This window comes from Plantactinospora sp. CA-294935 (assembly GCF_050936445.1).
Lineage (GTDB): Bacteria > Actinomycetota > Actinomycetes > Mycobacteriales > Micromonosporaceae > Plantactinospora.
Window position 1 is genome coordinate 1,628,273 of sequence record NZ_JBNJMU010000001.1, and the last position, 23,848, is coordinate 1,652,120.

A 23,848-nucleotide genomic window follows, 5' to 3' on the forward strand; every position below is an offset into this window, starting at 1 on the left:
CTCGCACGGGTGGTGCGGATACGACAAGCCGGCAATTCTGCCGGTAGATGGTGTTTCTGACCCGTAAACCCTTGGGCCCCGGCGCTTCTAGCGCCGGGGCCCTCGTGATGGAGGTTTCATGGCCCAACCCGACGACATGCTCGACGACGAGGACTACCCGGCATACACGATGGGCCGCGCAGCGGAAATTGTGGGCTGCTCGCCGGATTTCCTGCGCCGGCTCGGCGACGCGAAACTGATCGACCCGTACCGCTCCGGCGGCGGGCACCGCCGCTACTCCCGCTACCAACTACGGCTGGCCGCACGGGCGCGGGAGATGTGCGACCAGGGCACCGACCTGGCGTCGGCCTGCCGCATCATCATCCTCGAAGACCAGCTCGCCGAGGCCCTGCGGCACAACGAGCGCTACCAGCAGGGCTGACCGCACCCGCCCGGGCGGTGTGCCCGGGGCGACACGAGGAACGTACGGTCCCTCCCGTCAGGCAGGGACCGTCTGTCGTTCCTGGGTCACTTCTTGACCCGGTACCGGATGTGGGTGACGCCCGTGCCCTCGACGAGCGTGATCGGGCCGTCGAACTGCGCGGGCGTGGCACCCAGGTCGGCGAAGAGCGGCGTGCCGCCGCCGAGCACCACCGGTACGAGTTCGATGCCGATCTCGTCGAGCAGGCCGGCTTCAAGGCACTGCCGAGCCATCTGCCCCCCGTTGACGACGACGGTCTTCTCGCCGGCGATCTCCTGTGCCTTCGCGACGGCGGCCTCGATGCCCTCGGTGACGAACACGAAGTTCTCGTCCGCGACCGGACGGTCCTGTGGCGGGCGGTGGGTGAGCACGACCGTCGTGACGTCCATGGGGTGTCGGCCGCCCCACGCGTTGGTCATGTCGTAGAGGTGCCGGCCGACGACCAGGGCGCCGGTGTTGCCCCACTCGTCCTTGAGCAGCTTCGCGCTCGCGGCCGACAGCCGCAACGGCGGCACGTTCGGGCTCGCGGTCGGGATTTCGACGTCGCCGTTGCCGTACCACTGAAATAGCAGGTCGAAGCCGCTCTCGTTGGGGCCGGCGATGTAGCCGTCGAGTGACATCGTGCCACCGGTGATGACCTTGCCCATCTCACTGTTCCCTTCGTTCGGGTCTCCTGTGAACACGTCGTCCGGCATGCCCGCCTCCAGGACATCCTCTCCAGAATCTTTTCCCCCGCCTCCGCGCCCCGGGATCACATCGGCGGTTGAAGCTGGAATGAAGCAGGACGCCGATACCGTCACCCGATCATCGGCAGACGAAGGTGGCGAAGACGGCGAAGCGCAGCCTTCGCCGCCAGAGATATCCAGGTAGTAGAGGTGGGAACGTGTACAGAGGCATCAGGGCAATGCTCGTTACCGCGATCGCCGGCCTGAGCATGGTGGGTGCGCTGGTCGTGGCCGCGCCCGCGCAGGCCGCCGTCGGGTTCGATCGGTGCCCGTCCGGCTACATGTGCCTGTTCACCGGCTCCAACGGTACGGGCACGATGGCCTACTTCCGGCTCGGCTCGACGAACCTCGGCCTCCAGGGCATGGACAACAACGTCTGGTCCGGCCGCAACCGCTCCGGCAAGACCGCGCTCGGCTACGAGGGCTACAGCTACACCGGTCAGGTCATGCTCAGCTCGCCCGGCCACATCACGACCGGCTTCAACGTCAGCGCCTTCGCGGCCACCCGGATGAGTTCGATCAGGGTGGGCTGACCAGCGGACCGGGCCGACCGGGGCTCGGAACGAATTGTCAGGACCTGCGGGTCGTTCTGTCACGCGGCTCGCCGGTCACCTCCGGTCCCGTCAGGTCGTACGGCGAGATCTGGTCCCGTCAGGTCGTACGGCGAGATCTGGTCGACGGCGTTGCGGTCGACGGCGAGCTGGTGGTGGCGGCGGTCGTGGGCGATGTCGTCGGCGTCGTTGCTTCGGTGAGTGCGGTCAGTACGGCGGTGACGGCGGGCGGGTCGGGTGGTTCGCCGTAGGTGGCGGCGTGGATCTGGCGGTGGAAGTTGGCGAGTTCGGTGGTGTGGACGTCGGGTCGGCGGTGGGCTTGGAGGGCGAGGCCGGGCAGGGTGGCGACGCCTGCGCCGGCGGCGACGAGGGCTTGCACGACGACCATGTCGTCGCTGTGTGCGGCGATGCGGGGGGTGAAGCCTTCTCGCCGGCACACGGTGATCAGCTCGTCCTGGCACCGGTCGCAGCCGCCGATCCAGGCGGAGTGGCGATGGTTCGCGAGGCTGTCGTCAGGCCGCTGGCTGACGAGGTAGATCGGATCGTCGCCGATGTGGAGGAGGCGGAATCCGTCGTCCTCGACCGGAGCGTCGGCCTGTCGGAAGACGAGGGCGACGTCGATCTCGCCGTGTCGCAGCATCTGTAGCGCTTCGACCGGGTGACGGTCGATCAGGCTCAGTTCGAGTCCCGGGTGCGCCTGGCGCAACGTGGCGGCCGCCCTGGGCACGATTGTGCTCAGCGCGGATGCGTTGGCGGCCAGCCGGACGCGTCCTGCCTGTAGGCCGACCTGTGCGGCGAGTTCGTTGCTCGCCGCGTCGACCCGTCCCACGATCTCGGCGGCCCGGTTGGCCAGCAGCCGCCCTTCCGGCGTCAGCCGGATCCCACGACCGACCCGCTGGACGAGCCTGACCCCGGTGGCAACTTCCAGACGGGACAGGTGGTGGCTCACCGACGGCTGGGAGTAGTGCAGCTCTCTTGCCGCTTCGGTCACCGACTCGTGCCGGGCCACCGCGGCCAGGACCTTGAGGTGGACGAGGTTGAGCATAGATCGAAGATATCAATGTATTGAGCACAGGATTGGCATTGGACGTCATGCATCGTCTGTTTCATGCTGATGCTCGACACGAAGCGGACCGCGGGGGCGACGGCAGCGCCACGAGGAGGACAGGGAAATGACCGCACATAACGGCAAGGTGATCTCCGGTATCACGGTCTCGGCCGACGGGTACTCGGCCGGGCTCAACCAGACCGAGGAACGCCCGTTCGGCGACGACGGCGGCGACGGCTGGGGCGACAAGCTGCACGCCTGGTTCACCGACACCCCCGACGAGAACCGGGCCGAGATCGACCGGATGCTCGCCGCCAAGGCATTCATCATGGGGCGCAACATGTTCGGCCCGGTACGTGGCGAGTGGGATCGGCAGTGGAACGGCTGGTGGGGTGACAACCCGCCGTACCACGCCCCGGTGTTCGTGCTCACCCACCACCCGCGCGAGCCGCAGCCGATGGACGGCGGCACCACGTTCCACTTCGTCACCGACGGAATCGAGTCGGCACTGACACAGGCGCGCGAAGCGGCCGGCGACGGCGATGTCGCGATCATGGGCGGCGCGACCACCATCAACCAGTACCTCGCCGCCGGCCTGATCGACGAGCTGCGGCTGCACATCGTGCCGCTCACGCTCGGCGCCGGCACGCGGCTGTTCGACGGCGTCCCGCCGCTGAAAATGGAGCAGGTGACGTCGCGGGCCGCGAGCCTGGTCACGCACGTCACCTACCGCGTGCTGTCCTGAGGGGCACGAACGACAGCCTGCCGACCGGCACCGAACACAACGGACGGATCCCCGTACACCCTTCCGGGCGGACGGGGATCCGTCGGTGTGTGTGACGGTCAGGCGCAGATCGCGTACGCCTTGACGGCCCACGAGTTGCCGTAGCCGCCCTCCTCTTCGGCGCCGGTCACCGTGACCGTGGTGGACGAGGAGGCCCACATCGCGGTCATCCGTACCCGGCCCTGGCCGTTGTCGATCTCACCGCCGACGCCGTGCACCCGCTTGCCGTCCGGGCACCGCACGGCCGCGGTCTTCGGGGTCTGCGAATCCAGCACCCCGAAGCCGGTCACCCGGACCAGGCCGGCCGGCGGGGTCGCGCAGATCGCCTTGCCGACCATCATCCACTCCTTGAGGTAGTCGGTGCCGCCGTCCTCCATGCCGGCCACCGTGACCTTGGTCAGGTCGGCGCTCGGCCGCAGGTCGTCGATGACCACCCGGCCCATCCCGCCGGACATCTCCGCACCGAGGCCGAGGACCTTCTTGCCGGGCGGACACTCGACGTCCATCGTCTTGCCCTCGTTGGAGTCGCTGTCCGAGAGTTGGGTGCGGGTCTCCAGGCCAGCCGGAGCCGGCGCGCAGAGCGCCGAGGTGGTGATCGACCAGTCGCCGCCGTACCCGTTGCCGTCCTCCCGACCGGTCACCGAGTACGCCTCCCCGCCGACGAGCGGCAGCATGGTGTCCATCGTCACCTGACTGTTGGCGGCACCGTTGTTGCTCACGATCCGCCCGCCACCACCGAGCACCGTCGTGCCGACCGGGCACTGCGCGTTCGTCGTCTTCCAGTCGCTGTTGCTCGGGCCGCCCGTTACCTTCAACACCAGGCCGGGGACCGCGCTGGCCGGCGGGACCAGCGCCAACTGGGTCACCAGCAACGCGGCGGATGCCAGGCCCGCCGTGGTGGCGATCCGTCGGGTACGCCCAGCACCATTCCGTCGTACGTACATCGGGCAGCTCTCCTCATTCCTCGTTCTCTATCGGCGCCCGGACTGTCATTTCCCCGACAGTTCCCCGAACTCGCTTTCTTTCGGGGCCGATCCGCCTCCGACCTGGGTTCTCCCGGTCGAGAACGACGTTAGAAGACAAGGGTCCACACCCGACTCACCAATTCGTGCCGCGCTCGCGAGTAGCCACCGGAGAGGCCGGCACCGGAAAGCGGCGGATCAGTTCCAGCAGCAGCCCGGCGGCGACCGCGAGCCCCGCCGCTATGCCCGGCGCGGTCGTGCCGACCAGGCTCAACTGGAAGAACTCCTGGAGGAACGGCACCACCAGGATGGTCGCGAACGCACACCCGAGGGCCAGCACCAGCAGGATCCGCCACCAGGTGTACGGCCGGGCGATGATCGCCACCGCCCAGAGCCCGACCAGGAACAGGGTCAGCGTCGCGGCCGAGGTCTCCGCGGCCAGGTCGCCGTCGTAGACACTCCGGGCGACCAGGTACGACGTGATCGTCGCCGCCATCGCTACCAGCCCGGACGGTACGGCGAACCGCAGCACCCGGCCCACGAAACCCGGTCGGGCCCGCTCGTGGTTGGGCGCCAGTGCCAGGAAGAACGCCGGAATGCCGATGGTCAGCGACGAGATGATGGTCAGGTGCCGGGGCAGGAACGGGTACGGCACCTGGCTCAGCACCACGATCACGGCCAGCAGCACCGAGTAGACCGTCTTGGTCAGGAAGAGGTTCGCGACCCGTTCGATGTTGCCGATCACCCGCCGCCCCTCGGCGACCACCGCCGGCAGCGCGCCGAAGTTGTTGTCCAGCAGCACGATCTGGGCCACCGCCCGGCTGGCCGGACTGCCCGAGCCCATCGCCACCCCGATGTCCGCGTCCTTGAGCGCGAGTACGTCGTTGACCCCGTCCCCGGTCATCGCCACCGTGTGCCCGGCACCCTGGAGCGCCGCCACCATGTCCCGCTTCTGCTGCGGCCCGACCCGGCCGAACACGGTGTGCCGCTGCACCACCTCGGCGAGTGCCGCCGGATCGGTGGGCAGTTCCCGGGCGTCGACCGGGTGCTCGGCGCCCGGCAGTCCGAGGCTGCGGGCCACCGCACCCACCGAGAGCGCGTTGTCGCCGGAGAGGACCTTCACCGCCACGCCCTGCTCGGCGAAGTAGCGCAGCGTGTCGGGCGCCTCCGGGCGGAGCCGCTGGGCGAGCACCACCAGCGCGACCGGGTGCACCGGGTCGGGCACCGGCCCGTCGGCGGTGACCCGGGCCAGCAGCAGCACCCGCAGGCCCCGGGCACCGTACGCGTCCGCCTCGGCCAGCGCCGGATGCCCGGCCGGCAGGAGTACGTCCGGGGCGCCGAGCCGCCACTGCGCGCTGATCCCGTCCGGGCTGGTGAGGGTGGCTCCGCTCCACTTGCGGGCGGACGAGAACGGGACCCGCTCCCCGATCCGCCAGCCCTGCGGCGCCGGGTATGCCTCGACGATCGCCCGCAGGCTGGCGTTCGGCCGCTCGTCGGCCGCGCCGAGCAGACCCAGCACCTCCGGCAGCGGGGCGGCCGGGTCGAGCTGGCGTACCTCCGCCACCGCCATCGCGGCGTCGGTGAGCGTGCCGGTCTTGTCCAGGCAGACCACGCTGACCCGGGCCAGCCCCTCGATCGCCGGCAACTCCTGCACCAGGCAGCGCCGCCGGCCGAGCCGGATCACCCCGACCGCGAACGCCACCGAGGTGAGCAGGACCAGCCCCTCCGGCACCATCGGGACCAGCCCGGCGACCATCCGCCGGACCGCCTCCGGCAGGTCGTCGGAGTTGACCAGGTACTGGCTGACGATCAGGGCCAGCCCGGTCGGGATGATGAGCCAGGTGACGAACCGGAGGATGGTGTTGAGGCCGCCGCGCAGCTCCGAGTTGACCAGGGTGAACCGGCTGGCCTCCTCGGCGAGCCGGGCCGCGTACGCCGCCCGGCCGACCTTGGTGGCCCGCATCGCGCCGGTACCCGCCGTGACGAAGCTGCCGGAGAGCAGCGGGTCGCCGGCCTGCTTCAGCACCGGGTCGGCCTCGCCGGTCAGCAGCGACTCGTCGACCTCCAGTTGCTCCGCCTCGACCACCACCCCGTCGACCGCGATCTGGTCGCCGGGTCCCAGCTCGATCAGGTCGTCGAGTACCAGGTCGGCGGAGGTCACCTCGACGGCCTGGCCGTCCCGGCGTACCACCGGCCGGGCCGCGCCGACGATCGCCAGCCGGTCCAGGGTGCGCTTGGCGCGCAGTTCCTGGACCACTCCGATCAGGGTGTTGGCGATGATCACGCCGCCGAAGAGGGCGTCCTGGATCGGGCCCACCGCGAGGATCACTCCGAACAGCACACCCATGATCGCGTTGATCCGGGTGCAGAGGTTCGCCTTGACGATCTCCCCGACGCTCCGCCCGGACCGCACCGGTACGTCGTTGACCTGCCCCGCCGCGATCCGCTCGGCGACCTGGGCAGTACTCAGCCCGGTCTCGGTTGTCAGCATGGCTCGAAGCTACGAACCCGGGCCGCCGCTCGGCTGCACCCGATGGTCAGCCGCCGACCCTGACCTTTCTCAGGGTCGGCGACGCCGGCTTTTCCGGGTCGGCGGGGCGGCGTCCCGGATCGTCGGGAGCCGCTTCGCTGCGTACCGTCGAAACGGTGCGACCCGTAGCGCAGGCAGACCGGTTCGGGGGCGGGCGGCGGCGCTACCTGGCTCCCCTCCTGGACCTGCTGCTCTGGGCATCGCTGGCCGCCGTGGTGGCCTGGTCCTGGAACGGGCACCGGTCGTACCCGTTCGGGCTGCTGCTCGGCGGCCTGGCGGTCTGGGCCGGCGCGGTGGCGGCGGGGCGCCGCCTGCCACTGGTCCCGCTCTTCGCCGTGGTGCTGCTCTGCGCGCTGGACGGAAACTACTCCCTCGGCCTGCCGCTGGTCAGCTATCTGCTCGGCCGGCGGATGGCCAGCACCTGGCCGGCGGTGGCGAGCTACTCCGCCCTCACGGCGCTGGGCACCCCGCTGGTGTTGAGCTGGTCCGGCTTCGTGGCCTGGGCGACGATGGCCGGCGCACTGGTCTACGCCGGACTCTTTCCCTGGCTGGTCGGCCGCTACCGGCGGCAGCAGCGCGCGCTGGTTGCCGCCGGCTGGGAGCAGGCCGAGCAACTCGAACGCGAACAACGGATGCTGGCCCGGGAGGTACGCCTCCGTGAGCGGGCCCGGATCGCCGAGGACATGCACGACTCGCTCGGCCACGAGCTGAGCCTGCTTGCGCTCCGGGCCGGCGCCCTGGAAGTCTCGGCCGACCTGGACGAGCGGACCCGGGCGGTGGCCGGTCAGCTCCGGGCCGGCGCGGCCGCCGCCACCGGGCAGTTGCGGGACATCATCGACGTCCTCCGTGACGACCCCGACCCGGCGGGTGATGCCGCACCAACGGCGGGTGACCCCGACCCGGCGGATGACGCCGCACCGGCAGCGGGACCGCATCCGGCGGCGGGACCGGTCCCGGCGGGGGGACGGGCTCTGGCGGGGGGACGGGCTCTGGCGGGGGGACGGGCTCCGGCGGGGGGACGGGCTCCGGCCGCCGGTTCGGCGCCGCAGGCCGACGCCGGGGATGTCGCCGACCTCGTGCGCCGGGCGCGGGCAGCCGGGATGCCGGTCGAGCTGCACGACGGGCGTCCGGCGGAACCGCTTCCGCCGCTGGTGGGGAGGGCTGTCTACCGGGTGGTGCAGGAGTCGCTGACCAACGCCAACAAGCACGCGACCGGCGCGGCGGTGAGCGTCCGGCTCGGTGTCGACGACACCGGGATGGTCCTGGTCAGCGTCACGAATGCCCGGCCAGCCGGTGCACCGCGGTCCGCGCCGGTCCCGGCCCGGGGCGGACGCGGCCTGGTGGGGCTCCGCGAGCGGGTACGGCTGGCCGGCGGCACCCTGCACACCGGCGCGCGGGACGGCGGCTTCGAGGTCGTCGCCCGACTGCCCGGCCGGGCCGGCCGCCCGGGTAGGGCAGCGCAGGGGGATCCGGTCTCGTCCGGTGCGGTCCCGCTGGCCGGGTCGGCCGCCGACCGGCGTCGGCGGGTGCACCGGGAGGCCCGACGGGGCCTGGTCGCGGCGACGATGGTGCTGGCCACGTTCGCCGGAACACTCGGTGGTGCCGCCCTCGGCTACTACCTCTACGCGACCGGCAACTCGGTGCTCAGCCCGGAACGGTACGCGGAACTGCGGGTCGGGCAGGACTGGGCCACCGCGCTCCCCCTGCTGCCCCGCCGGGAGATGCTGGAACCGCCGGATCCGGATCCACTGCCGGTGCCGGCCGGTGCCGACTGCCGGTACTACCGCTCGCACGGCGACGTGCTCCAGCCCCGGCTGGACGTCTACCGGCTCTGCGCCGCGCACGGCAAACTGGTGTCGAAGGACCTGCTCCCGGCCTCGTAAGCCCCTGATCCACCGCCGATCGACCGGGCCGGGCGGCGTGACCGACCGGGAGCGGCGGTGTGTCCAGGACGCGGCCTCCGGGTCAGCGGTGCTGGACCCAGATGTTGGGTTCGACGTAGCTTCCCCGGTCGGCGTCCAGGTCGACATGCAGCGTGCTCAGGCCGTCCGGGATGACGTACTCGCCGGAGTCGGGAAGCTCCAGTCCGGTCCAGCGCTGCCACTCGGCGGCGGTGCCCGTGATCACCTGAGACCGGGGCGCCGTCGCGATGATCCGCCCACCCAGCCTGACGTGGGTACGCAGCCACGGGTCGAAGGGCGTGCCGTCCGGCCGGGTCCAGTCGGCGTACCTGTCGATCGGGGTGAGCGGATAGCGCGCCTTGCGGGTCGGCCGGACCGGGCAGATCACCCGGTGTTGGGCAGCGGCGAGGTCGCGGAGTGCCCGCAGCAGTTTCCCGGCCAGTCCCCGCCCCTGCCGGTCGGGGCGGACCTGTGCGGCGAGGATCGCCAGCGTGTCCGGCGGGTCACCGGCGTCGTACGCGTCGAGCGCCCGGGCCAGCGAGTCGGTGTAGCCGCTCGGCAGGTCGTCGACGGCACCGGTCCAGCGCAACGGCACCGCCCAGCCGGCGGCCACGATCTCGGCACCATTCCCGGCACGCTCCTCGGCGCGCTTCCCGGCACGCTCCTCGGCGTGGTCGAGGAGCACGAGTTCCAGGCCGGCGAAGAGTTCGCGGATCCGGCCGAGGTGTCGGGCGGTCTCCCCGTCGTGGAAGACGAACTCCGGCCAGCCGTCGCCGAGCCAGGCCAGTTCCTCGGTAGGTCGAGGCCGCGCGTGCAGCGGCTCGGCGGTGATCGCCATGGCCGGATTGTGCCGGCGTGTTCCACCAGGGGTAACCGATTTTACTCGTACACATGTGCTATCCACAGGCTGTGGATCCGCATCCACCACCCCGGCGAACTGGACGAATCAGGGATAAACTACGCTCTGCCACCGGAGGGGTACATGGAGGCACGAAAAGTCGTACGTCTGGTGGCAGTACTCGTTGCGGGTGCGGTGGCGCTCTGCCATGCGTACCGGACGGTCTCGGACGAGCCGGCGACAACGCCCGCCTACGGGCCGGACGTCCTCCATCTCAAGGGCGTACGCGACATCGAGTTCGGCGACACCGAGCAGGAGTTGCTCCGGCGCGGTGAACTCCACACCGAACCCGCCCTCGCCTGCGGCCCGAGCCTGACCGGCCCGGCCGCGGTCAGCCCGGTCTTCGCCGACGACCGGCTGGTGCTGCTCTGGGCCAGCCCACCGGTGCGTACCCCGGAAGGTGTCACCGCCGGCACCCCGGTCGACCAGGTCGAGGAGGCTTATCCGGCCGCCACCCGGTTGACCGCGCCGCCGGGCAGCTACCGCTACGACGGCCTGCTGGCCATGCAGGGCGACCGGGCCTACCTCTTCCTGCACGACGGACGCACGGTCCGGAAGACCGTCGCCGGCTACACCGACTACGCGAAGCGCCTCTTCGACGAGGGTTTCGGCACCTGCTGACCCGCCCGCCGTCACGGGCGCCGGCAGGGTGTCGCCGGTCGGCGGTAGGGTCCGGTCCGTGCAGGGCAGGATCTGGTTTCCCGGCAACCCGTGGCCGGACGGGCACCGCATCACCGAGTTCGCCTGGACCGGCCGACTCGACGGCGACGGCCGGCTCTGGTTCGACCTCATGCTGAAGACCGCGGACTACGACGAAGCCGACGACGAGTCGGCCGAGGAGTCGGCCGAGGAGGACGTCAACGACGACGGGGACGACGTCGAGGACTTCCTCGCCCCGATCGTCTGGCAGAACTACCACTCCTGCACGCTCGGCTCGACCTGGGAGGACGCGACGGGACTGGTCGCGGCGACTCCCGGACGCCCGTTCCGGTTCGCCGGGCCGGAGCCGCAACGGCTGACCGCCGATCCGCTGCCGATCGCCGACCCGGAAGCCGCACCGGCGTTCCGGATCTATCTGCTCGGCCACGACTCGGTCGCCGCGCACCAGGTCGACTTCTTCCGCGAGCCGAGCGGCGCGGGCTACCGGATCGGCTGGCAGGGACGGATCGCGCTCACCTACATCGGCGAGCAGGAGTTCCGCTACACCTTCCGGGCCGACATCCGGAACGTCGAGTTGGGACACGTCGGCATCCCCGAGTCGATGTCGGTCGGCCAGGCGCGCCGGCACCTGGCGGAGCTGGTCGACGTACCCGAGTGGTTCGTCGCCGCCGAGGTCGCCGGGCGTACGGTGCTGAGGCTCGTCGCGCCCCCGGCGACTTCTCCGGCTGCGGCTCCGACAACCCCTGGCTGACCTGCCAGAACGCCACGTCCGATGGCCGCCAGCAACCGCCCGGCCGGCCGATGAGAGTTGCCGCATGCACATCGTTCCCGGGCTCAGGGTGCTGTACTTCGGCACCCCGGTGGTATTGATCAGTTCCCGTAACGAGGACGGCAGCGCCAATCTCGCGCCGATGTCCTCGGCCTGGTGGCTGGGCCAGTCCGGCATGCTCGGGCTGGGCAACAGCGGCCAGACGACGGCTAACCTGCGGCGGGAACGGGAGTGCGTACTCAACCTGCCGTCGTCGGCGATGGTCGGGGCGGTGGACCGGATCGCGCTCACCACCGGGAAGCGAGTGGTGCCGGAGCACAAGCTGGCGCAGGGCTACCGGTACGAGCCGGACAAGTTCACCCTCGCCAGGCTGACCGAGCAGCCGTCCGAACTGGTCCGGGCCCCCCGGGTCGCGCAGTGCCCGATCCAGTTGGAGTGCCGGGTCGTCTCGGTGCTGCCGATGGCCGAGCCGACGCCGGACTGCACCGCCTTCCAGGTCGAGGTACTCCGCGCCCACGTCGACGAGTCCCTGGTCATCCCCGGTACGCACCACGTCGACCCGCTGGGCTGGGATCCGCTGATCATGAAGTTCTGCGAGTTCTTCGGCGGTGGCCACAACGTGCACCCGTCGAGGCTCGCCGACGGCTGGCAGATGCCGGACCGGTTCCTCACTCGGTCTGTGCCTGACCGCCGATAATGATCGGGACAACGGCCGTCCGATATCGACTAGCGACATCAGCGTTTAGACGGACGCGACGCCATCGGCGGCCGGCGCCCGCTGGCGGAAATGGAACTTCCATGAACCTTTTTCAACCTCCCCATGCGGTCCGTCGGACCGCACCGTCGGACGCGGTGCGTGCGCGCCGCGCGGTTCAGGTTGAAAAAGGTTCATTCAGCGGCGAAACGCCAGATCGTGTCCGGCATCTTCGGCAAGCGGATCGTACGCGGGCTACTGGAGGCGTCCCCGGACGGGTGGCCGGACCACTCCGACGGCGCGGACCGGGCCACCCGGGCAGGGTGTCAGCCGATCCGCTCGATCACCGGCCGCCGGATCAGGAACTTGCCCGGCTCCCGAACCTGCTCGAACGCGGCGTTGTTGAGCAGTACGCAGCTGCCGGACGGGCTGGTCACCCTGACCGTGACGCTCTTGTTGTTGTCCAGGTTGGTGACCTTCAACGTGGTGCCGATCGGAAAGGTCCCGCTGGACGCGGCCGGCCCGGCGTCCTCGTTGAAGAGCGTGACGGTGGAACCCTTGCAGACCACCTCACCGCCACCGTTCGAGCCGTTGCCGTTCGAGCCGTTGCCGTTCGAGCCGTCGTCGCCGCCGGGGTTGGCCGGTGGCTGGGCGGGTGCCTTGGGCGGCTGGGCCGGAGGCTTCGCCGTCCCGGTCGGTTCGGCCGCCGGCGGGGCGGCGGGCGGGACCGGCGCGTCCGCGCGTACGTCCGCGGTGCAGCCGGCGGTGGCCCGGCGCTGCTGGATCAGGTCGACCACGGCCTGCCGGTTGGCGATCCGGGCCTCGGACTGGGCGTCCGGGTTGGCCTGCTGGCCGGCGATGAAGTTCAGGTTGTTGCGCAGTGCGGTGTCCAGGCCGGCGCAGCTCTCGCCCGCGTTGCCGAGTCCGGTGCCGACGGCCAGCGCCCCGCCGAGCAGGGCCGCCGCCGCCACGCCCAGGAACACCTTCCGCGCCCGGCTGGTCGTCCTGCGTCGCCTGTACATACACCGCTCCCTCGATCGTCCGCTGCCCGGTTGCAGCCACCGATGGGTACGACGGACGGTACGAAGTGGATCAGTTCAGATTCCTAAATGTTCTTTAACTACCCACCGCTACATCTTCAGTGCGATCCGGCACGGCACACTTGACCGCCGGACATCGACCGCCCTACCTTGCAGAACACCGGAAACTTTCCTAACTGTTCTGCCGACGCTCCATCCCCCGTTTCAGGAGTGCACATGCGCGGATCCGTTCTCCGTCGACTCAGTACCGTCGCCGCGGCCACCGCCGTCACCGCCCTGCTCGCCGGCATCGCCGTACCCCCGGCTGCGGCCGCGCCCGGCGCGGCGTCCCCGCACGACGGCGGCCGGGGCGGCGACTACGTCAAGGTCGGCTACTTCACCCAGTGGGGCATCTACGGCCGGGCCTTCACCGTCAAGAAGCTGCATGACTCGGGCGCCGCCGGCCGGTTGACCCACCTCAACTACGCCTTCGGCAACGTCAGCCCGGACGGCCGGTGCTACGTCGACGGCGGGCCGGGCGAGGGCGACGCCTGGGCCGACTACCAGCGGCCGGTGCCGGCCGAGGAGAGCGTGGACGGCGTCGCCGACACCTGGGGCGAGCCGTTGAACGGCAACTTCGGGCAGCTCCAGAAGCTCAAGGCGGCCCACCCGGGCCTGAAGGTGCTGATCTCGCTGGGCGGGTGGAGCTGGTCGACGCACTTCTCCGACGCGGCGCTGACCCCCGAGTCGCGGCGGAAGTTCGTCGCCTCCTGCATCGACCTCTACCTCAAGGGCAACCTGCCGAACCCGGACGGCAGCGCCGGCGGGCCCGGCTCGCTCGCCGGAGTCTTCGACGGTATCGACCTGGACTGGGAGTGGCCGGGCTCGGCCGGTGACGTCGACACGGTCTACCGGCCCGAGGACAAGCAGAATCTCACCGCGCTCGTCGCCGAGTTCCGCCGCCAGCTCGACGCGCTCGGCAAGCCCGCCCGGAAGCACTACGAGCTGACCGCGTTCGTACCGGCCAACCCGGCCGCGATCGACGCCGGCTTCGAGGTCCGGAAGGTCTTCAAGAACCTGGACTTCGCCACCGTGCAGGGCTACGACTTCCACGGTAGCTGGGAGCCGATCGCCAACCAGCAGTCCGCGTTGCGGGTACCGGCCGGAGCCACCGAGCCGGACTTCGCGGTGGACCGCACCATCGACGCCTGGCTCGACCGGGGCGCCGAGCGCCGCAAGCTGGTGCTGGGCATCCCCTACTACGGGCGCGGCTGGACCGGGGTGACCGGCGGGCGCAACGGCCTGCACGGCACCTCCACCGGAGGCGCCGCCCCGGCCACCTTCGAGGCGGGCTACGAGGACTACAAGGTGCTGAAGACCAAGGCCGGAAAGGACGGCTTCAGGGTCTACCGCGACCTCCGCGCCGGCACCGCCTGGCTCTACGACGGTACGACGTTCTGGACGTACGACGATCCGGCCGTCGTACTCCAGAAGACGCTGTACATCCGCGCGGAACGGCTGGGTGGCGCGATGATCTGGTCGCTGGACGGCGACGACGAGCAGGCGACGCTGACCCGGACCATCGACCTCGGCCTCTGGACGCCGTAACCCGACTGCCGTACGGCGGGGTGCCGCACGTCGCTCCAAGGAGTTGTGGCACCCCGCCGTCCGCTCTGGCCCGCCCGCGTTCAAGGACGTGCTGGCCGCCGGTTGCGGATCACACCGGCCTTCTTGTCCAGCCGACGCCGCTGGCGTGGCGTCGGCTCCTTGCGCCGGGTCTGCTTCCGGTAGTTCTCGGCACGCCGCTCGTTGCTGATCGGCCCGGTCATCGGGTGACTCCTTCCGGCTCGCCTCCGCATAGCGACACGGTGGTGTCCGCACCCAGGCGCGACCGAGGTGCGCCACCTCCTCATCCGACATCGTCCCCCCGGCTGAGGCGAGGCCGGTTCGCCCGCCAGGGATGAGAGGGCGCCGGATGGCGACGACGGAAACCGGTAGAACCTGGTACGCCGAACGCCCGATGCGCCGCTACGTACCCACCGGGCGTTTTGCCTGTTCGGTGGCGGGCTGCGCAAGCGGCAGGGCGGCTGCGACTGTCCGCACGGACGTCCGGCCTTGCTCACCTCCGTCGTCACCCGGTCGGTCACCCAGGAGGAGATGGCGACATCTCTGGGTGAGGAGTTCTCGCAGCGCCACCCGGTGTTAGGCCGGAGTTCTCGTCGAGCGGATCTTGTGTTCGTAGCCGTCGGCCTAGCATCGAAACTCGCTGTTTCCAGGTCGGATGTGCGGCCTGCGGGCGGGTCGCGTCGCGGTGAGGGAGCTTTTGATGGCCGAGGAGACTCAGTCTTCGCAGGGTCCGGTGTTTACTCGGCGCCGGTTGTTGGGGGCGGGTGCTGCCGCAGGGGGCGCAGCACTGGGACTGATGCCGCCCAATGTCCAAAAAGCGCTGGCTTCGCCCCCATCGGGCAGGCGGCCGTCGCTGAACGACATCGAGCACGTGGTCCTGCTCATGCAGGAGAACCGGAGCTTCGACCATTACTTCGGGACCATGTCGGGTGTGAGGGGTTTCTCGGATCCGGACGCGATCCGGTTGCCGACGGGTCGTAGCGTGTTCTACCAGCCTACGGACAAGAACCCTGATGGTTATGTGCTCCCGTTCCACCTCGACAGTCGCACGACGTCGGCGCAAGGGATGCCGACGGCTGGCGACTACGCGTGGGACCCGTCGCACATGGCGTGGAACGGGGGCAAGATGGACCAGTGGCTGCCGGCTAGTTATCGGTATATCCAGGGCGACAAGTCGAGGATTCCGCTTCTCATGGGGTACTTCGACGAGCAGGACATCCCGTTCCACCGCGCACTGGCCGACGCGTTCACGATCTGCGACAACTACTTCTGCTCGGTCCTCGGGTCCACGACTCCGAACCGGCTCATGTGGGAAACCGGCACGATTGATCCCAACGGAACGGCCGGCGGCCCTATTCTCATCAACCGTATGAACATCAACACGTGGAGGACCTACGCCGAGAACCTCACCGACGCCGGAGTGAGCTGGAAGTTCTACTGGGAAGAGGGGGGAATGAGAAGCCAGGCCTACCCGTATTTCCAGGCGTACCGGGACGCGCCCACAACCTCGCCTCTGTACGAGAACACTCGGGTGCCTTCCGCTCCTGGCCAGTTCGAGTACGACGCGCTCAACGACCGGCTTCCGACCGTGAGCTGGTTGTTCCCCCCTGCCGGGCAGAACGAGCACCCCAATCAATCCATGCCCGCCGCTGGAGCGCAGTACATCGCGTCGAAGATCGACGCGATCGCGGCGAACCCCGACGTGTGGGCCAAGACGGTGTTCATCCTGGTCTGGGACGAGAACGGCGGCATGTTCGACCACGTCCCGCCGCCCACCCCGCCGGCCGGCACTCCCGACGAGTTCGTGACCGCGACCTCCCCGGGTGGCGTCAACGGCGGCGGTCTTCCTGTCGGGGCAGGCTTCCGGGTCGGTTGCATCATCGTCTCACCGTGGACGGCGGGTGGCTGGGTGTGCAGTGAGCCGTTCGACCACACCTCGAACCTGCGGTTGCTGGAGCGGGTGACGGGCGTGGAGTGTCCGAACATCAGCGCCTGGCGGAGGACGACCTTCGGCGATCTCACCTCGGCCTTCCGCTTCCGCGGCAGACCGGCCCACCCTCCGACGATGCCCAGCACCGCCGGAAACCTGGCGTTGGCCCAGTACGAGGTGGCGAACCTGCCTGCACCGGTTCCCCCCAGCGAGCACCAAGTCCCCCCGGTCCAGGCCCCCGGACGCCGACCCGTCGTCCCACCCCGCCACGACCGATGACGGCATCAGCACCAACAGGGCTGCCTCGGGCCTGACGGCTTGCGTCACGAACAGGTTGATGCCGGTTCCCTGAGACCACAAGCCGAACGCCCGGTAGGTCGTCTCCGACCTGCCGGGCGTTTTGGCTGCTCAGTGGCGGTGGCGGCGGGATTTGAACCCGCGGAGGGCGTAAACCCTCACACGCTTTCGAGGCGTGCTCCTTAGGCCACTCGGACACACCACCGCCGAGAAGGGTACCCGACGCATCGGGGCGACGTCGCGGCGGTATCGGCCGGGGCGACCTGGCAGGATCACCTCACATGAGTACGCACATTGGCGCCAAGCCCGGTGAGATCGCCGAGCGGGTCCTGATGCCGGGCGACCCGCTGCGGGCCAAGTGGATCGCGGAGACCTACCTCGAGGACGCCAAGTGCTACTCGACGGTGCGCGGCATGCTCGGCTTCACCGGCCGCTGGTCCGGCACCGAGGTCTCGATCCAGGGCTCCGGCATGGGCATGCCGTCCGCCTCCATCTACGCGCACGAGCTGATCAACGAGTACGGCGTACGGTCGCTGATCCGGGTCGGCTCGTGCGGGGCCCTCAGCGAGGACCTCCAGCTCCGGGACGTGATCGCGGCAAGCGGCTCGTCGACCGACTCGAACATGAACCGGATGCGGTTCGACGGGTTGATCGACTACGCCCCGGTCGCCGACTTCGGGCTGCTGCGTACCTCGGTCGAGGTGGCCGAGCGGCGTGGCATCGCGATGCGGGTCGGCCCGATCCTGGCGACCGACGTCTTCTACACCGACCGTCCGGGCCTCTACGACACCCTTGCCGACTACGGCGTGCTGGCGGTGGAGATGGAGTCGGCGGCGCTCTACACGATCGCGGCCCGGTTCAAGGCGCGGGCGTTGACGCTGCTGACCGTCAGCGACCACATCAAGCGGGGCGAGCAGACCACCGCCCAGGAGCGCGAGCAGACCTTCAGCCAGATGGTCGAGATCGCCCTCGACACCGTCGTCGCCTGACGGAACCGACGCGACCGGGTCGGGAGTACAGCAAAAGCCCGTACCCCTGACCCGGTCGCCTCCTCACGGCGTGGCGAGCGCCTCGGTCGGGGCCAGCCGGGCGGCCCGGATCGCCGGGTAGAGCCCAGCGAAGGCGCCGATCAGCAGGGTCGCACCGACCCCGCCGACCATCGCCCAGCTCGGTACCACCGTCGGCCAGTCCCGGGACAGGGCGTAGCCCGAGGTCACCCCGATGCCGATCAGCACTCCGCCGACTCCGCCCAGGGCGGAGAGCAGCAGCGACTCGGCGAGGAACTGGGTGCGTACCTGACCCCGGGTCGCGCCGAGCGAGCGGCGCAACCCGATCTCGGCCCGCCGTTCGAGCACCGAGATCACCATGGTGTTGGCGACTCCCACCCCGCCGACCAGCAGCGCGACCGCGCCGAGCCCGAGCAGCAGCCCGGTGAACGCCTCGTCGGTGGCCTGCTGCGCCTCCAGCGCGTCGGACGGCCGGGACACCTTGACCTCGTTCGGCGCCTCCGGGTTGGCGGTGGCGCCGAGTACGGTCTGCACCGCCTCGACCGACTGCTCGGCCGAGCGGGTGTAGACGGTGGTCGGGTGCCCGTCGAAGCCGAGGTACGACGCGGCCGCCTCCCAGCCGACCAGCGCGGAGAGGTCCAGCTCCGGCGCCAGCGGCACCGGTGCCAGGATCCCTACCACGGTGAACCACCGACTGCCGAGATAGACCTGTACGTCCGGTCCGGCGCTGCCGAGCCCGAGCCGCTCCGCCGCGGTCGCCCCGAGTACCACGGCCGGATAGCGCGCCGTCGCCCCGTTCAGCCAGGTACCGCTGGCCATGCTCGCCCCGACCGTGTCGATCAGGTCCAGCCGGGCCGCGCGGGCGGCGATCCCGCCGCTCTCCACCTCGGGGATCTGGTCCGAGCGGTACACCCGGGCCTCGGAGAGCTGCCCGGTGGCGGAGACCTGTTCGACCGGGCCGATCCGGCCGATCATCGCCACCGACTCCTCCGGCAACTGGGCCGCGTCACCGAACATGGTGTTGCCGGGCGCGACGGTCAGCAGGTTGGTGCCGAGCGAGTCGAGCATCCGGTCCAGTTCCGCCCGGGACGAGGAGGAGATGCCGACCACCGCGACCATCGCGGCGATGCCGATCGCGATGCCGAGCGCGGAGAGGAACGCCCGCAGCGGCCGGGTACGCAGCCCGACGCCGCCGACCCGGAGGATGTCGCGGGGCCGCATCCGGGCCGGTACCAGCCGGGTGCGTGCCCCGCCGTTCGCCCCGGCCATCAGCCGACCCCGTTCGACGCGATCGGCGCGAGGCCACCGCTGGCGGCCGCACGGACGGCGGCGCTGTCCGACAGCACCAGGCCGTCGCGCATGTGCACCTGCCGGGGCAGGCTCGCCGCGATCTCCCGGTCGTGCGTGATCACCACCACCGTGGTCCCGGCGGCGTTCAGCTCACGCAGCAGCGCCAGCACCCCGGCCCCGGACGTCGAGTCGAGGTTGCCGGTCGGCTCGTCGGCCAGCAGCAGCGCCGGGTTTCCCACCACGGCCCGGGCGATCGCCACCCGCTGCCGTTCGCCGCCGGAGAGTTCGTGCGGCCGGTGGTCGAGCCGGTGCCCCAGCCCGACCCGGACCAACGCGGCCTCCGCGCGCCGCCGCCGCTCCCCGAGGGGTACGCCGGCGTAGAGCAGCCCGTCCGCCACGTTGTCCAGCACCGGTACGCCGGGCGCGAGGTGGAACTGCTGGAAGACGAACCCGATCCGGGACGACCGCAGCGCGGAGAGCTGCCGGTCCGACAGCTTCGCCACGTCGTACCCGTCGATGTGCACGGTGCCGGTCGACGGCCGGTCGAGGGTGCCGATCAGGTGCAGCATGGTGGACTTGCCGGAGCCGGAGGGCCCGACGATCGCCACCAGTTCGCCCGGCCGGACGGCCAGGGTGACGCCACCGAGTGCGGTAACGCCGCCCGGGTAGACCTTCGTGACCCGGTCGAGCACCACGACCCCGTCGGTGCCGGCCGGTGGATCGGCGAGCGCGGTACCGGACGCCGCCCGGTCCCGGCTCACTTCGGCATCCCCACGGTCGCCCCCTCGACCAGCCCGTCGCCGGTCACCTCCACCCGGCCGGAGGCGAACATCCCGGTCTGCACCGCCACGATCCGGGTCGCGTCGCCCTCGACGACCTCGACGCCGTAGCCGCCCTCGGCGAGGGCGAGCAACGCGGCGACCGGAACGGTGAGCACGTTCTCCCGCTGGGCTGCGGTGAAGGCCACGTCGACCGAGGCGCTGTCGAACCCGGCCAACGCCTTCGGGTCGGCGGCGGTGACGGTCACCTCGATCTTGGTCTCCGGCTCGCCCTGTGCGCCGTTGGCGCCCGTACCGGTCTCGATGATCGTCTCGGTGGCGGCGATGGTGCCGGCCGCCTCCTTGCCGTCCGGCAGCGTCACCGTGACCTTGGCGCCCCGCTTGGCCAGCCGCTGGTCGTCCACGTCCAGCGAGACGGTGACCACCCGGGAGGTACCGCTGTAGCTGAGCACCCCGCCGCCGGGCTGCACCGCGTCGCCGACCTCGGCCTCGGTGCTGTCCACCCGGACCTCGCCGGTGGCGTAGACGACCTGGCCCAGCTCGACCCGGCCGGTCTCGTCGAGGCCGAGGTCCTCCTGCCACTCCTGCACCGCCTCGGCCGTGGCCGAGGTGTACTCGTCGTCGACGGTGAACCCGTCGTAGCCGAGCGCGCTCAGGTTCTTCTCGAACTGCTCGACGTCGTCGCCGCTGTCACCGGAGCGCAGCGTCCGGTACGCCGGCAGCCCGCCGTAGAGCAGCACGACCTTCTGGTTGTCGACCGAGTAGAGCGGTTTGCCCCGGGTGACCCGGGTACCGGCGGCGACGATCGAGGTGATCGTGCCGCCCTTCCGGGCCGCCACGGTACGGGTCTCGCCGTACCCCAGTTCGCCGTCGGCGGTCTCCGAGTCGACCAGCGTCTGCCGGGTGACCTGGGCGTTCGCCGGTGGCAGATTGCTGGCGGTGGCCGTACCCGGGTCGTCACCGCCGAAGCCGACGGCGGCGGCGACTCCGGCGGCGACCGCCAGCGCGGCGGTGGTCACCACCGCCACCGCCCGGCCCCGACCGCCCCGGCGTCGCCGCCCCGACCGGCTCCCGGCCGCCGGAACCGCCCCCGTGGCGTCGCCCGGTCCGGCGGTGGTGGCCGGAGCCGGCCCGTCCGGGGACGGGCCGGTCTCGGTCACGGAGGTGCCCGCCGTCATTCGCCACCACCTCGGATCCGGACCGGGAACTCGCCCCGGCACTTCTCCATGGCGGCCTGGAACGTCGGATCGTCCCGTTTGATCCCACTGCCCTGGTTGAACTGGATGCTGCCGTCCGCCTGCGGGTCCGGGAAGTTCGGCACACCGTTCTCCCGCATGCACTTCGCCATCTTGCGCAACTGCTCGACCTGCTCCGGGTTGAGCTGGAGCTGACCGCCGTTGGGCAGCAGGTGACGGCACTTCTCCATCGCCGCCTGCGTCTTGGCCGGATCGTCACCGGGGTTCCGCTGTACCCGGATCCCGCCCTGACCCGGCTCCGGGTCCGGCATCTCCACCCCGTTCTCCCGCATGCACTTGGCAAACTCCAGGCGGCGGTCCTCGTCGCTCAGCGCGGCGGCACTGGCACTGGCGGTGGGTCCGGCTCCGGCGCCGCCCTGGGCGGTGGCCACCCCCGGCCCCTCGTCGGCCTTGGCGCAGCCGGCGAGCGCCAGGCCGAGGACGGGGAGGGCCAGCCAGATGCCCGACATTCGTCGGCGCATGGCACAACTCCTTCCGTGGGCCGGCGCGGTTCGCCGGCCGATACGGACAAAGTCAAGCCGGTGGCACGTATCCGGGGCGTAACCGTCGACGTTTACGGCGGGGTTATCCACGACCGAGTCACCATGGAACGGTGCGGGTACTGGTGGTCGAGGACGAGAAGCTGTTGGCGGACGCCGTCGCCGAGTGGTTGCGCCGGGAGGCGTTCGCGGTCGACGTCGCGTACGACGGCGACGCGGCCCTGGAGCGGCTCGGCGTCAACGACTACGACGTGGTGGTGCTGGACCGGGACCTGCCGGTGGTACACGGCGACGACGTGTGCCGGGCGATCGTGGAGGGCGGGGGCGGAACCCGGGTGCTGATGCTCACCGCCGCGGCCGCGGTCCGGGACCGGGTGGCCGGGCTGGCCCTGGGCGCCGACGACTACCTGATCAAGCCGTTCGCGCTGGTCGAACTCTCCGCCCGGGTACACGCGCTGACCCGGCGGGCCCGGCCGGCCGCGCCGCCGAAGCTGAGCCGGGCCGGCCTGGTGGTCGACCCGGCCCGGCACGAGGTCTACCGCGACGGCCGGTACGTCGCGCTCTCCCGCAAGGAGTTCGCGGTGCTGGCCGAGCTGATGCGGGCCGGCGGTGCGGTGGTCTCCGCCGAGGAGCTGCTGGAGCGGGCCTGGGACGAGCACATCGACCCGTTCACCAACGTGGTCCGGGTGACCGTGATGAAGCTGCGCCGCAAGCTCGGCGATCCGCAGATCGTCGAGACCGTGCCGGGAGTGGGGTATCAGATCCGGTGAAACGACTGACGATTCGGGCCCGCCTGACCCTGGTCTACGGCGGCCTCTTCCTGCTCGCCGGGCTGGTGCTGCTCGCCGTCACCTACGTACTGGTCGAACAGCGGATGCCGGCCACCTTCGGCGTGGCGCTGAACCGGGCACCGAGCACGAATCCCGGCCGGATGCTCAACCCGGAAAACGCCGAAGAACTCCGGATCTTCGCCCGGCAGGTCCAGGACGAGGCCCGGGAGAACGCGCTGGAGACCCTGCTCACCCAGGGCGGCATCGCGCTCGCCGTGGTCTCGGCGACCGCCCTCGCCTTCGGCTGGCTGATCGCCGGCCGGGCGCTGCAACCGCTGCACCAGATCACCGGTATCGCCCGGCGGATCGCCGGAGCCGGCACCGCCGGTCGCGGACTGCACGAGCGGATCGCGCTGGACGGCCCCCGGGACGAGGTCAAGGAACTCGCCGACACCTTCGACCTGATGCTGGAACGGCTGGACCAGTCCTTCGACGGGCAGCGGCGGTTCGTCGCCAACGCCTCGCACGAGCTGCGTACGCCGCTGGCGCTGAACCGGTCCCTGCTGGAACTCGCGGTCACCCGACCCGGCGCCCCGACCGAGTTGCAGCAGCTCGGTGAGACGCTGCTGGCGGTCAACGAGCGGCACGAACGGCTGATCGACGGGCTGCTCACCCTGGCCGACTCGGAACAGCAGGTGGTGGAACGTACCCCGATCGACCTGGCCGAGGTGGTCGGGCACGTCGCCGAGCAGATGCGTACGGAGCTGCCGGTGCACCGGCACCTGGCTCCGGCGCCTACCGCCGGGGATCCGGTACTGCTGGAGCGGCTGACCCAGAACCTGCTGGAGAACGCGCTGCGGCACAACGTCCCGACCGGCGGCCAGGTCTGGATCAACACCGCCACGGTCGACGGCTGGGCGACCCTGGTGGTGGCGAACACCGGGCCGGTGGTGCCGGGGTACGAGGTCGAGACGATGTTCCAGCCGTTCCGGCGGCTGCGCCAGGAGCGGGTCGGTGGCGGCCGCGGGTTCGGTCTCGGGCTGTCGATCGTCCGGGCGGTCGCCACCGCGCACGGCGGTTCGGTCCGGGCCGAGCCCCGGCACGGGGGTGGGCTGGTCGTCACGGTCCTGCTGCCGGCCGAGACCCCGGTCCAGGCTCTCCCGGAGTACGCCCCACCGGCGGTTGCGGCCGCGACCCTCGCGCCCTACCCCGGCCTGCCCGCCGGCGCCCCGGCCGCGGCGCCCGGCCACGCCCGGATCACGCCCGGCTGACCCGGTGGCGGTGTCGGCGACGTGAGAGTTTTCCACAGTCGTTCCGGGTTATCCACAGACTGTGCACAACCCGGGTCGGAGTTGTGGAGGACCGGCATCGTGCAGGAGAGGCGTCGCCAGGAGAAGCGTCGCAGAAGAGAAG

Annotated in this window: 23 protein-coding genes and 1 tRNA gene; 12 read left to right on the forward strand and 12 right to left on the reverse strand. The window is 70.8% G+C overall.

What is annotated here, in order from left to right; translation table 11 throughout:
• Nucleotides 1–118 precede the first annotated feature (118 nt).
• Entirely contained in the window at nt 119–421 is a 303-nt protein-coding gene (locus ACQEVC_RS07370; protein WP_432874401.1) for a MerR family transcriptional regulator, read from the forward strand.
• Nucleotides 422–507: 86 nt separating this feature from the next.
• Here the strand turns inward: ACQEVC_RS07370 and ACQEVC_RS07375 are convergent, their stop codons facing one another.
• Complete coding sequence (locus tag ACQEVC_RS07375; RefSeq protein ID WP_432874402.1) at nt 508–1,260, reverse strand: dihydrofolate reductase family protein; 753 nt, start codon at nt 1,258–1,260, stop codon at nt 508–510.
• Nucleotides 1,261–1,343: 83 nt separating this feature from the next.
• Between ACQEVC_RS07375 and ACQEVC_RS07380 the strand changes: the two genes are divergently transcribed.
• Nucleotides 1,344–1,718, forward strand: a complete 375-nt coding sequence (locus ACQEVC_RS07380) for a peptidase inhibitor family I36 protein (protein ID WP_318396909.1) — start codon at nt 1,344–1,346, stop codon at nt 1,716–1,718.
• A gap of 118 nt (nt 1,719–1,836) precedes the next feature.
• Here the strand turns inward: ACQEVC_RS07380 and ACQEVC_RS07385 are convergent, their stop codons facing one another.
• Complete coding sequence (locus ACQEVC_RS07385) at nt 1,837–2,781, reverse strand: LysR family transcriptional regulator (protein WP_432874403.1); 945 nt, start codon at nt 2,779–2,781, stop codon at nt 1,837–1,839.
• Nucleotides 2,782–2,908: 127 nt separating this feature from the next.
• Here ACQEVC_RS07385 and ACQEVC_RS07390 point away from each other — a divergent pair, with 127 nt between their 5' ends.
• Complete coding sequence (locus tag ACQEVC_RS07390; protein WP_432874404.1) at nt 2,909–3,529, forward strand: dihydrofolate reductase family protein; 621 nt, start codon at nt 2,909–2,911, stop codon at nt 3,527–3,529.
• A gap of 98 nt (nt 3,530–3,627) precedes the next feature.
• Here the strand turns inward: ACQEVC_RS07390 and ACQEVC_RS07395 are convergent, their stop codons facing one another.
• Together ACQEVC_RS07395 and ACQEVC_RS07400 are read right to left on the reverse strand one after the other, a co-directional pair.
• Complete coding sequence (locus ACQEVC_RS07395) at nt 3,628–4,512, reverse strand: hypothetical protein (RefSeq protein ID WP_432874405.1); 885 nt, start codon at nt 4,510–4,512, stop codon at nt 3,628–3,630.
• A gap of 154 nt (nt 4,513–4,666) precedes the next feature.
• Nucleotides 4,667–7,021, reverse strand: coding sequence for an HAD-IC family P-type ATPase (locus ACQEVC_RS07400; protein WP_432874406.1), 2,355 nt, complete (start codon nt 7,019–7,021; stop codon nt 4,667–4,669).
• A 155-nt stretch (nt 7,022–7,176) separates the two neighbouring features.
• On the opposite strand from ACQEVC_RS07400, the gene ACQEVC_RS07405 reads away from it, so the two are divergent.
• Nucleotides 7,177–8,943 (forward strand): sensor histidine kinase, encoded by a 1,767-nt coding sequence (locus ACQEVC_RS07405; RefSeq protein ID WP_432874407.1) that lies wholly within the window; start codon nt 7,177–7,179, stop codon nt 8,941–8,943.
• 82 nt (nt 8,944–9,025) lie between these two features.
• Here ACQEVC_RS07405 and ACQEVC_RS07410 read toward each other — a convergent pair whose 3' ends face one another.
• Nucleotides 9,026–9,799 carry a hypothetical protein gene (locus ACQEVC_RS07410; RefSeq protein ID WP_432874409.1) on the reverse strand — a complete coding sequence of 258 codons (774 nt, stop codon included), beginning with the start codon at nt 9,797–9,799 and terminating at the stop codon, nt 9,026–9,028.
• A 168-nt stretch (nt 9,800–9,967) separates the two neighbouring features.
• Between ACQEVC_RS07410 and ACQEVC_RS07415 the strand changes: the two genes are divergently transcribed.
• The 3 genes from ACQEVC_RS07415 (at nt 9,968) to ACQEVC_RS07425 (ending at nt 11,985) form a co-directional block, all read left to right on the forward strand.
• Nucleotides 9,968–10,480 carry a hypothetical protein gene (locus ACQEVC_RS07415; RefSeq protein ID WP_432891134.1) on the forward strand — a complete coding sequence of 171 codons (513 nt, stop codon included), beginning with the start codon at nt 9,968–9,970 and terminating at the stop codon, nt 10,478–10,480.
• 58 nt (nt 10,481–10,538) lie between these two features.
• A complete protein-coding gene (locus ACQEVC_RS07420) occupies nt 10,539–11,270 on the forward strand; it encodes a hypothetical protein (protein ID WP_432874410.1) in 732 nt (243 codons plus the stop codon).
• 64 nt (nt 11,271–11,334) lie between these two features.
• Nucleotides 11,335–11,985 (forward strand): flavin reductase family protein, encoded by a 651-nt coding sequence (locus ACQEVC_RS07425; RefSeq protein ID WP_432874411.1) that lies wholly within the window; start codon nt 11,335–11,337, stop codon nt 11,983–11,985.
• 323 nt (nt 11,986–12,308) lie between these two features.
• On the opposite strand, the gene ACQEVC_RS07430 is transcribed toward ACQEVC_RS07425, so the two are convergent.
• Nucleotides 12,309–13,004, reverse strand: a complete 696-nt coding sequence (locus tag ACQEVC_RS07430; RefSeq protein ID WP_432874413.1) for a hypothetical protein — start codon at nt 13,002–13,004, stop codon at nt 12,309–12,311.
• Between the two features lie 234 nt (nt 13,005–13,238).
• Here ACQEVC_RS07430 and ACQEVC_RS07435 point away from each other — a divergent pair, with 234 nt between their 5' ends.
• A complete protein-coding gene (locus tag ACQEVC_RS07435) occupies nt 13,239–14,609 on the forward strand; it encodes a glycoside hydrolase family 18 protein (protein ID WP_432874415.1) in 1,371 nt (456 codons plus the stop codon).
• Nucleotides 14,610–14,689: 80 nt separating this feature from the next.
• On the opposite strand, the gene ACQEVC_RS07440 is transcribed toward ACQEVC_RS07435, so the two are convergent.
• A complete protein-coding gene (locus ACQEVC_RS07440) occupies nt 14,690–14,830 on the reverse strand; it encodes a hypothetical protein (RefSeq protein ID WP_318396919.1) in 141 nt (46 codons plus the stop codon).
• Between the two features lie 497 nt (nt 14,831–15,327).
• Between ACQEVC_RS07440 and ACQEVC_RS07445 the strand changes: the two genes are divergently transcribed.
• Nucleotides 15,328–16,836 carry an alkaline phosphatase family protein gene (locus ACQEVC_RS07445; RefSeq protein WP_432874417.1) on the forward strand — a complete coding sequence of 503 codons (1,509 nt, stop codon included), beginning with the start codon at nt 15,328–15,330 and terminating at the stop codon, nt 16,834–16,836.
• A gap of 133 nt (nt 16,837–16,969) precedes the next feature.
• Here the strand turns inward: ACQEVC_RS07445 and ACQEVC_RS07450 are convergent.
• A tRNA-Ser gene (locus tag ACQEVC_RS07450) sits at nt 16,970–17,059 on the reverse strand.
• 76 nt (nt 17,060–17,135) lie between these two features.
• On the opposite strand from ACQEVC_RS07450, the gene deoD reads away from it, so the two are divergent.
• Nucleotides 17,136–17,843 (forward strand): purine-nucleoside phosphorylase, encoded by a 708-nt coding sequence (gene deoD, locus ACQEVC_RS07455; RefSeq protein WP_432874419.1) that lies wholly within the window; start codon nt 17,136–17,138, stop codon nt 17,841–17,843.
• Nucleotides 17,844–17,906: 63 nt separating this feature from the next.
• Here the strand turns inward: deoD and ACQEVC_RS07460 are convergent, their stop codons facing one another.
• The 4 genes from ACQEVC_RS07460 to ACQEVC_RS07475 form a co-directional block, all read right to left on the reverse strand.
• Complete coding sequence (locus ACQEVC_RS07460; RefSeq protein WP_432874421.1) at nt 17,907–19,130, reverse strand: ABC transporter permease; 1,224 nt, start codon at nt 19,128–19,130, stop codon at nt 17,907–17,909.
• Nucleotides 19,130–19,846 (reverse strand): ABC transporter ATP-binding protein, encoded by a 717-nt coding sequence (locus ACQEVC_RS07465; RefSeq protein ID WP_432891136.1) that lies wholly within the window; start codon nt 19,844–19,846, stop codon nt 19,130–19,132. Before ACQEVC_RS07465 ends, ACQEVC_RS07460 begins: the two co-directional genes overlap by 1 nt.
• A 62-nt stretch (nt 19,847–19,908) precedes the next feature.
• The gene (locus tag ACQEVC_RS07470) at nt 19,909–21,108 is read right to left on the reverse strand and encodes an efflux RND transporter periplasmic adaptor subunit (RefSeq protein ID WP_432874423.1); all 1,200 of its coding nucleotides are present in this window, start codon (nt 21,106–21,108) and stop codon (nt 19,909–19,911) included.
• The gene (locus ACQEVC_RS07475) at nt 21,105–21,647 is read right to left on the reverse strand and encodes a hypothetical protein (protein WP_432874425.1); all 543 of its coding nucleotides are present in this window, start codon (nt 21,645–21,647) and stop codon (nt 21,105–21,107) included. Before ACQEVC_RS07475 ends, ACQEVC_RS07470 begins: the two co-directional genes overlap by 4 nt.
• A 131-nt stretch (nt 21,648–21,778) precedes the next feature.
• Between ACQEVC_RS07475 and ACQEVC_RS07480 the strand changes: the two genes are divergently transcribed.
• Together ACQEVC_RS07480 and ACQEVC_RS07485 are read left to right on the forward strand one after the other, a co-directional pair.
• Nucleotides 21,779–22,435, forward strand: a complete 657-nt coding sequence (locus ACQEVC_RS07480) for a response regulator transcription factor (RefSeq protein ID WP_318396925.1) — start codon at nt 21,779–21,781, stop codon at nt 22,433–22,435.
• Nucleotides 22,432–23,706 (forward strand): sensor histidine kinase, encoded by a 1,275-nt coding sequence (locus tag ACQEVC_RS07485; RefSeq protein WP_432874427.1) that lies wholly within the window; start codon nt 22,432–22,434, stop codon nt 23,704–23,706. The genes ACQEVC_RS07480 and ACQEVC_RS07485 overlap by 4 nt, the downstream gene beginning before the upstream one ends.
• Nucleotides 23,707–23,848: the final 142 nt, after the last annotated feature.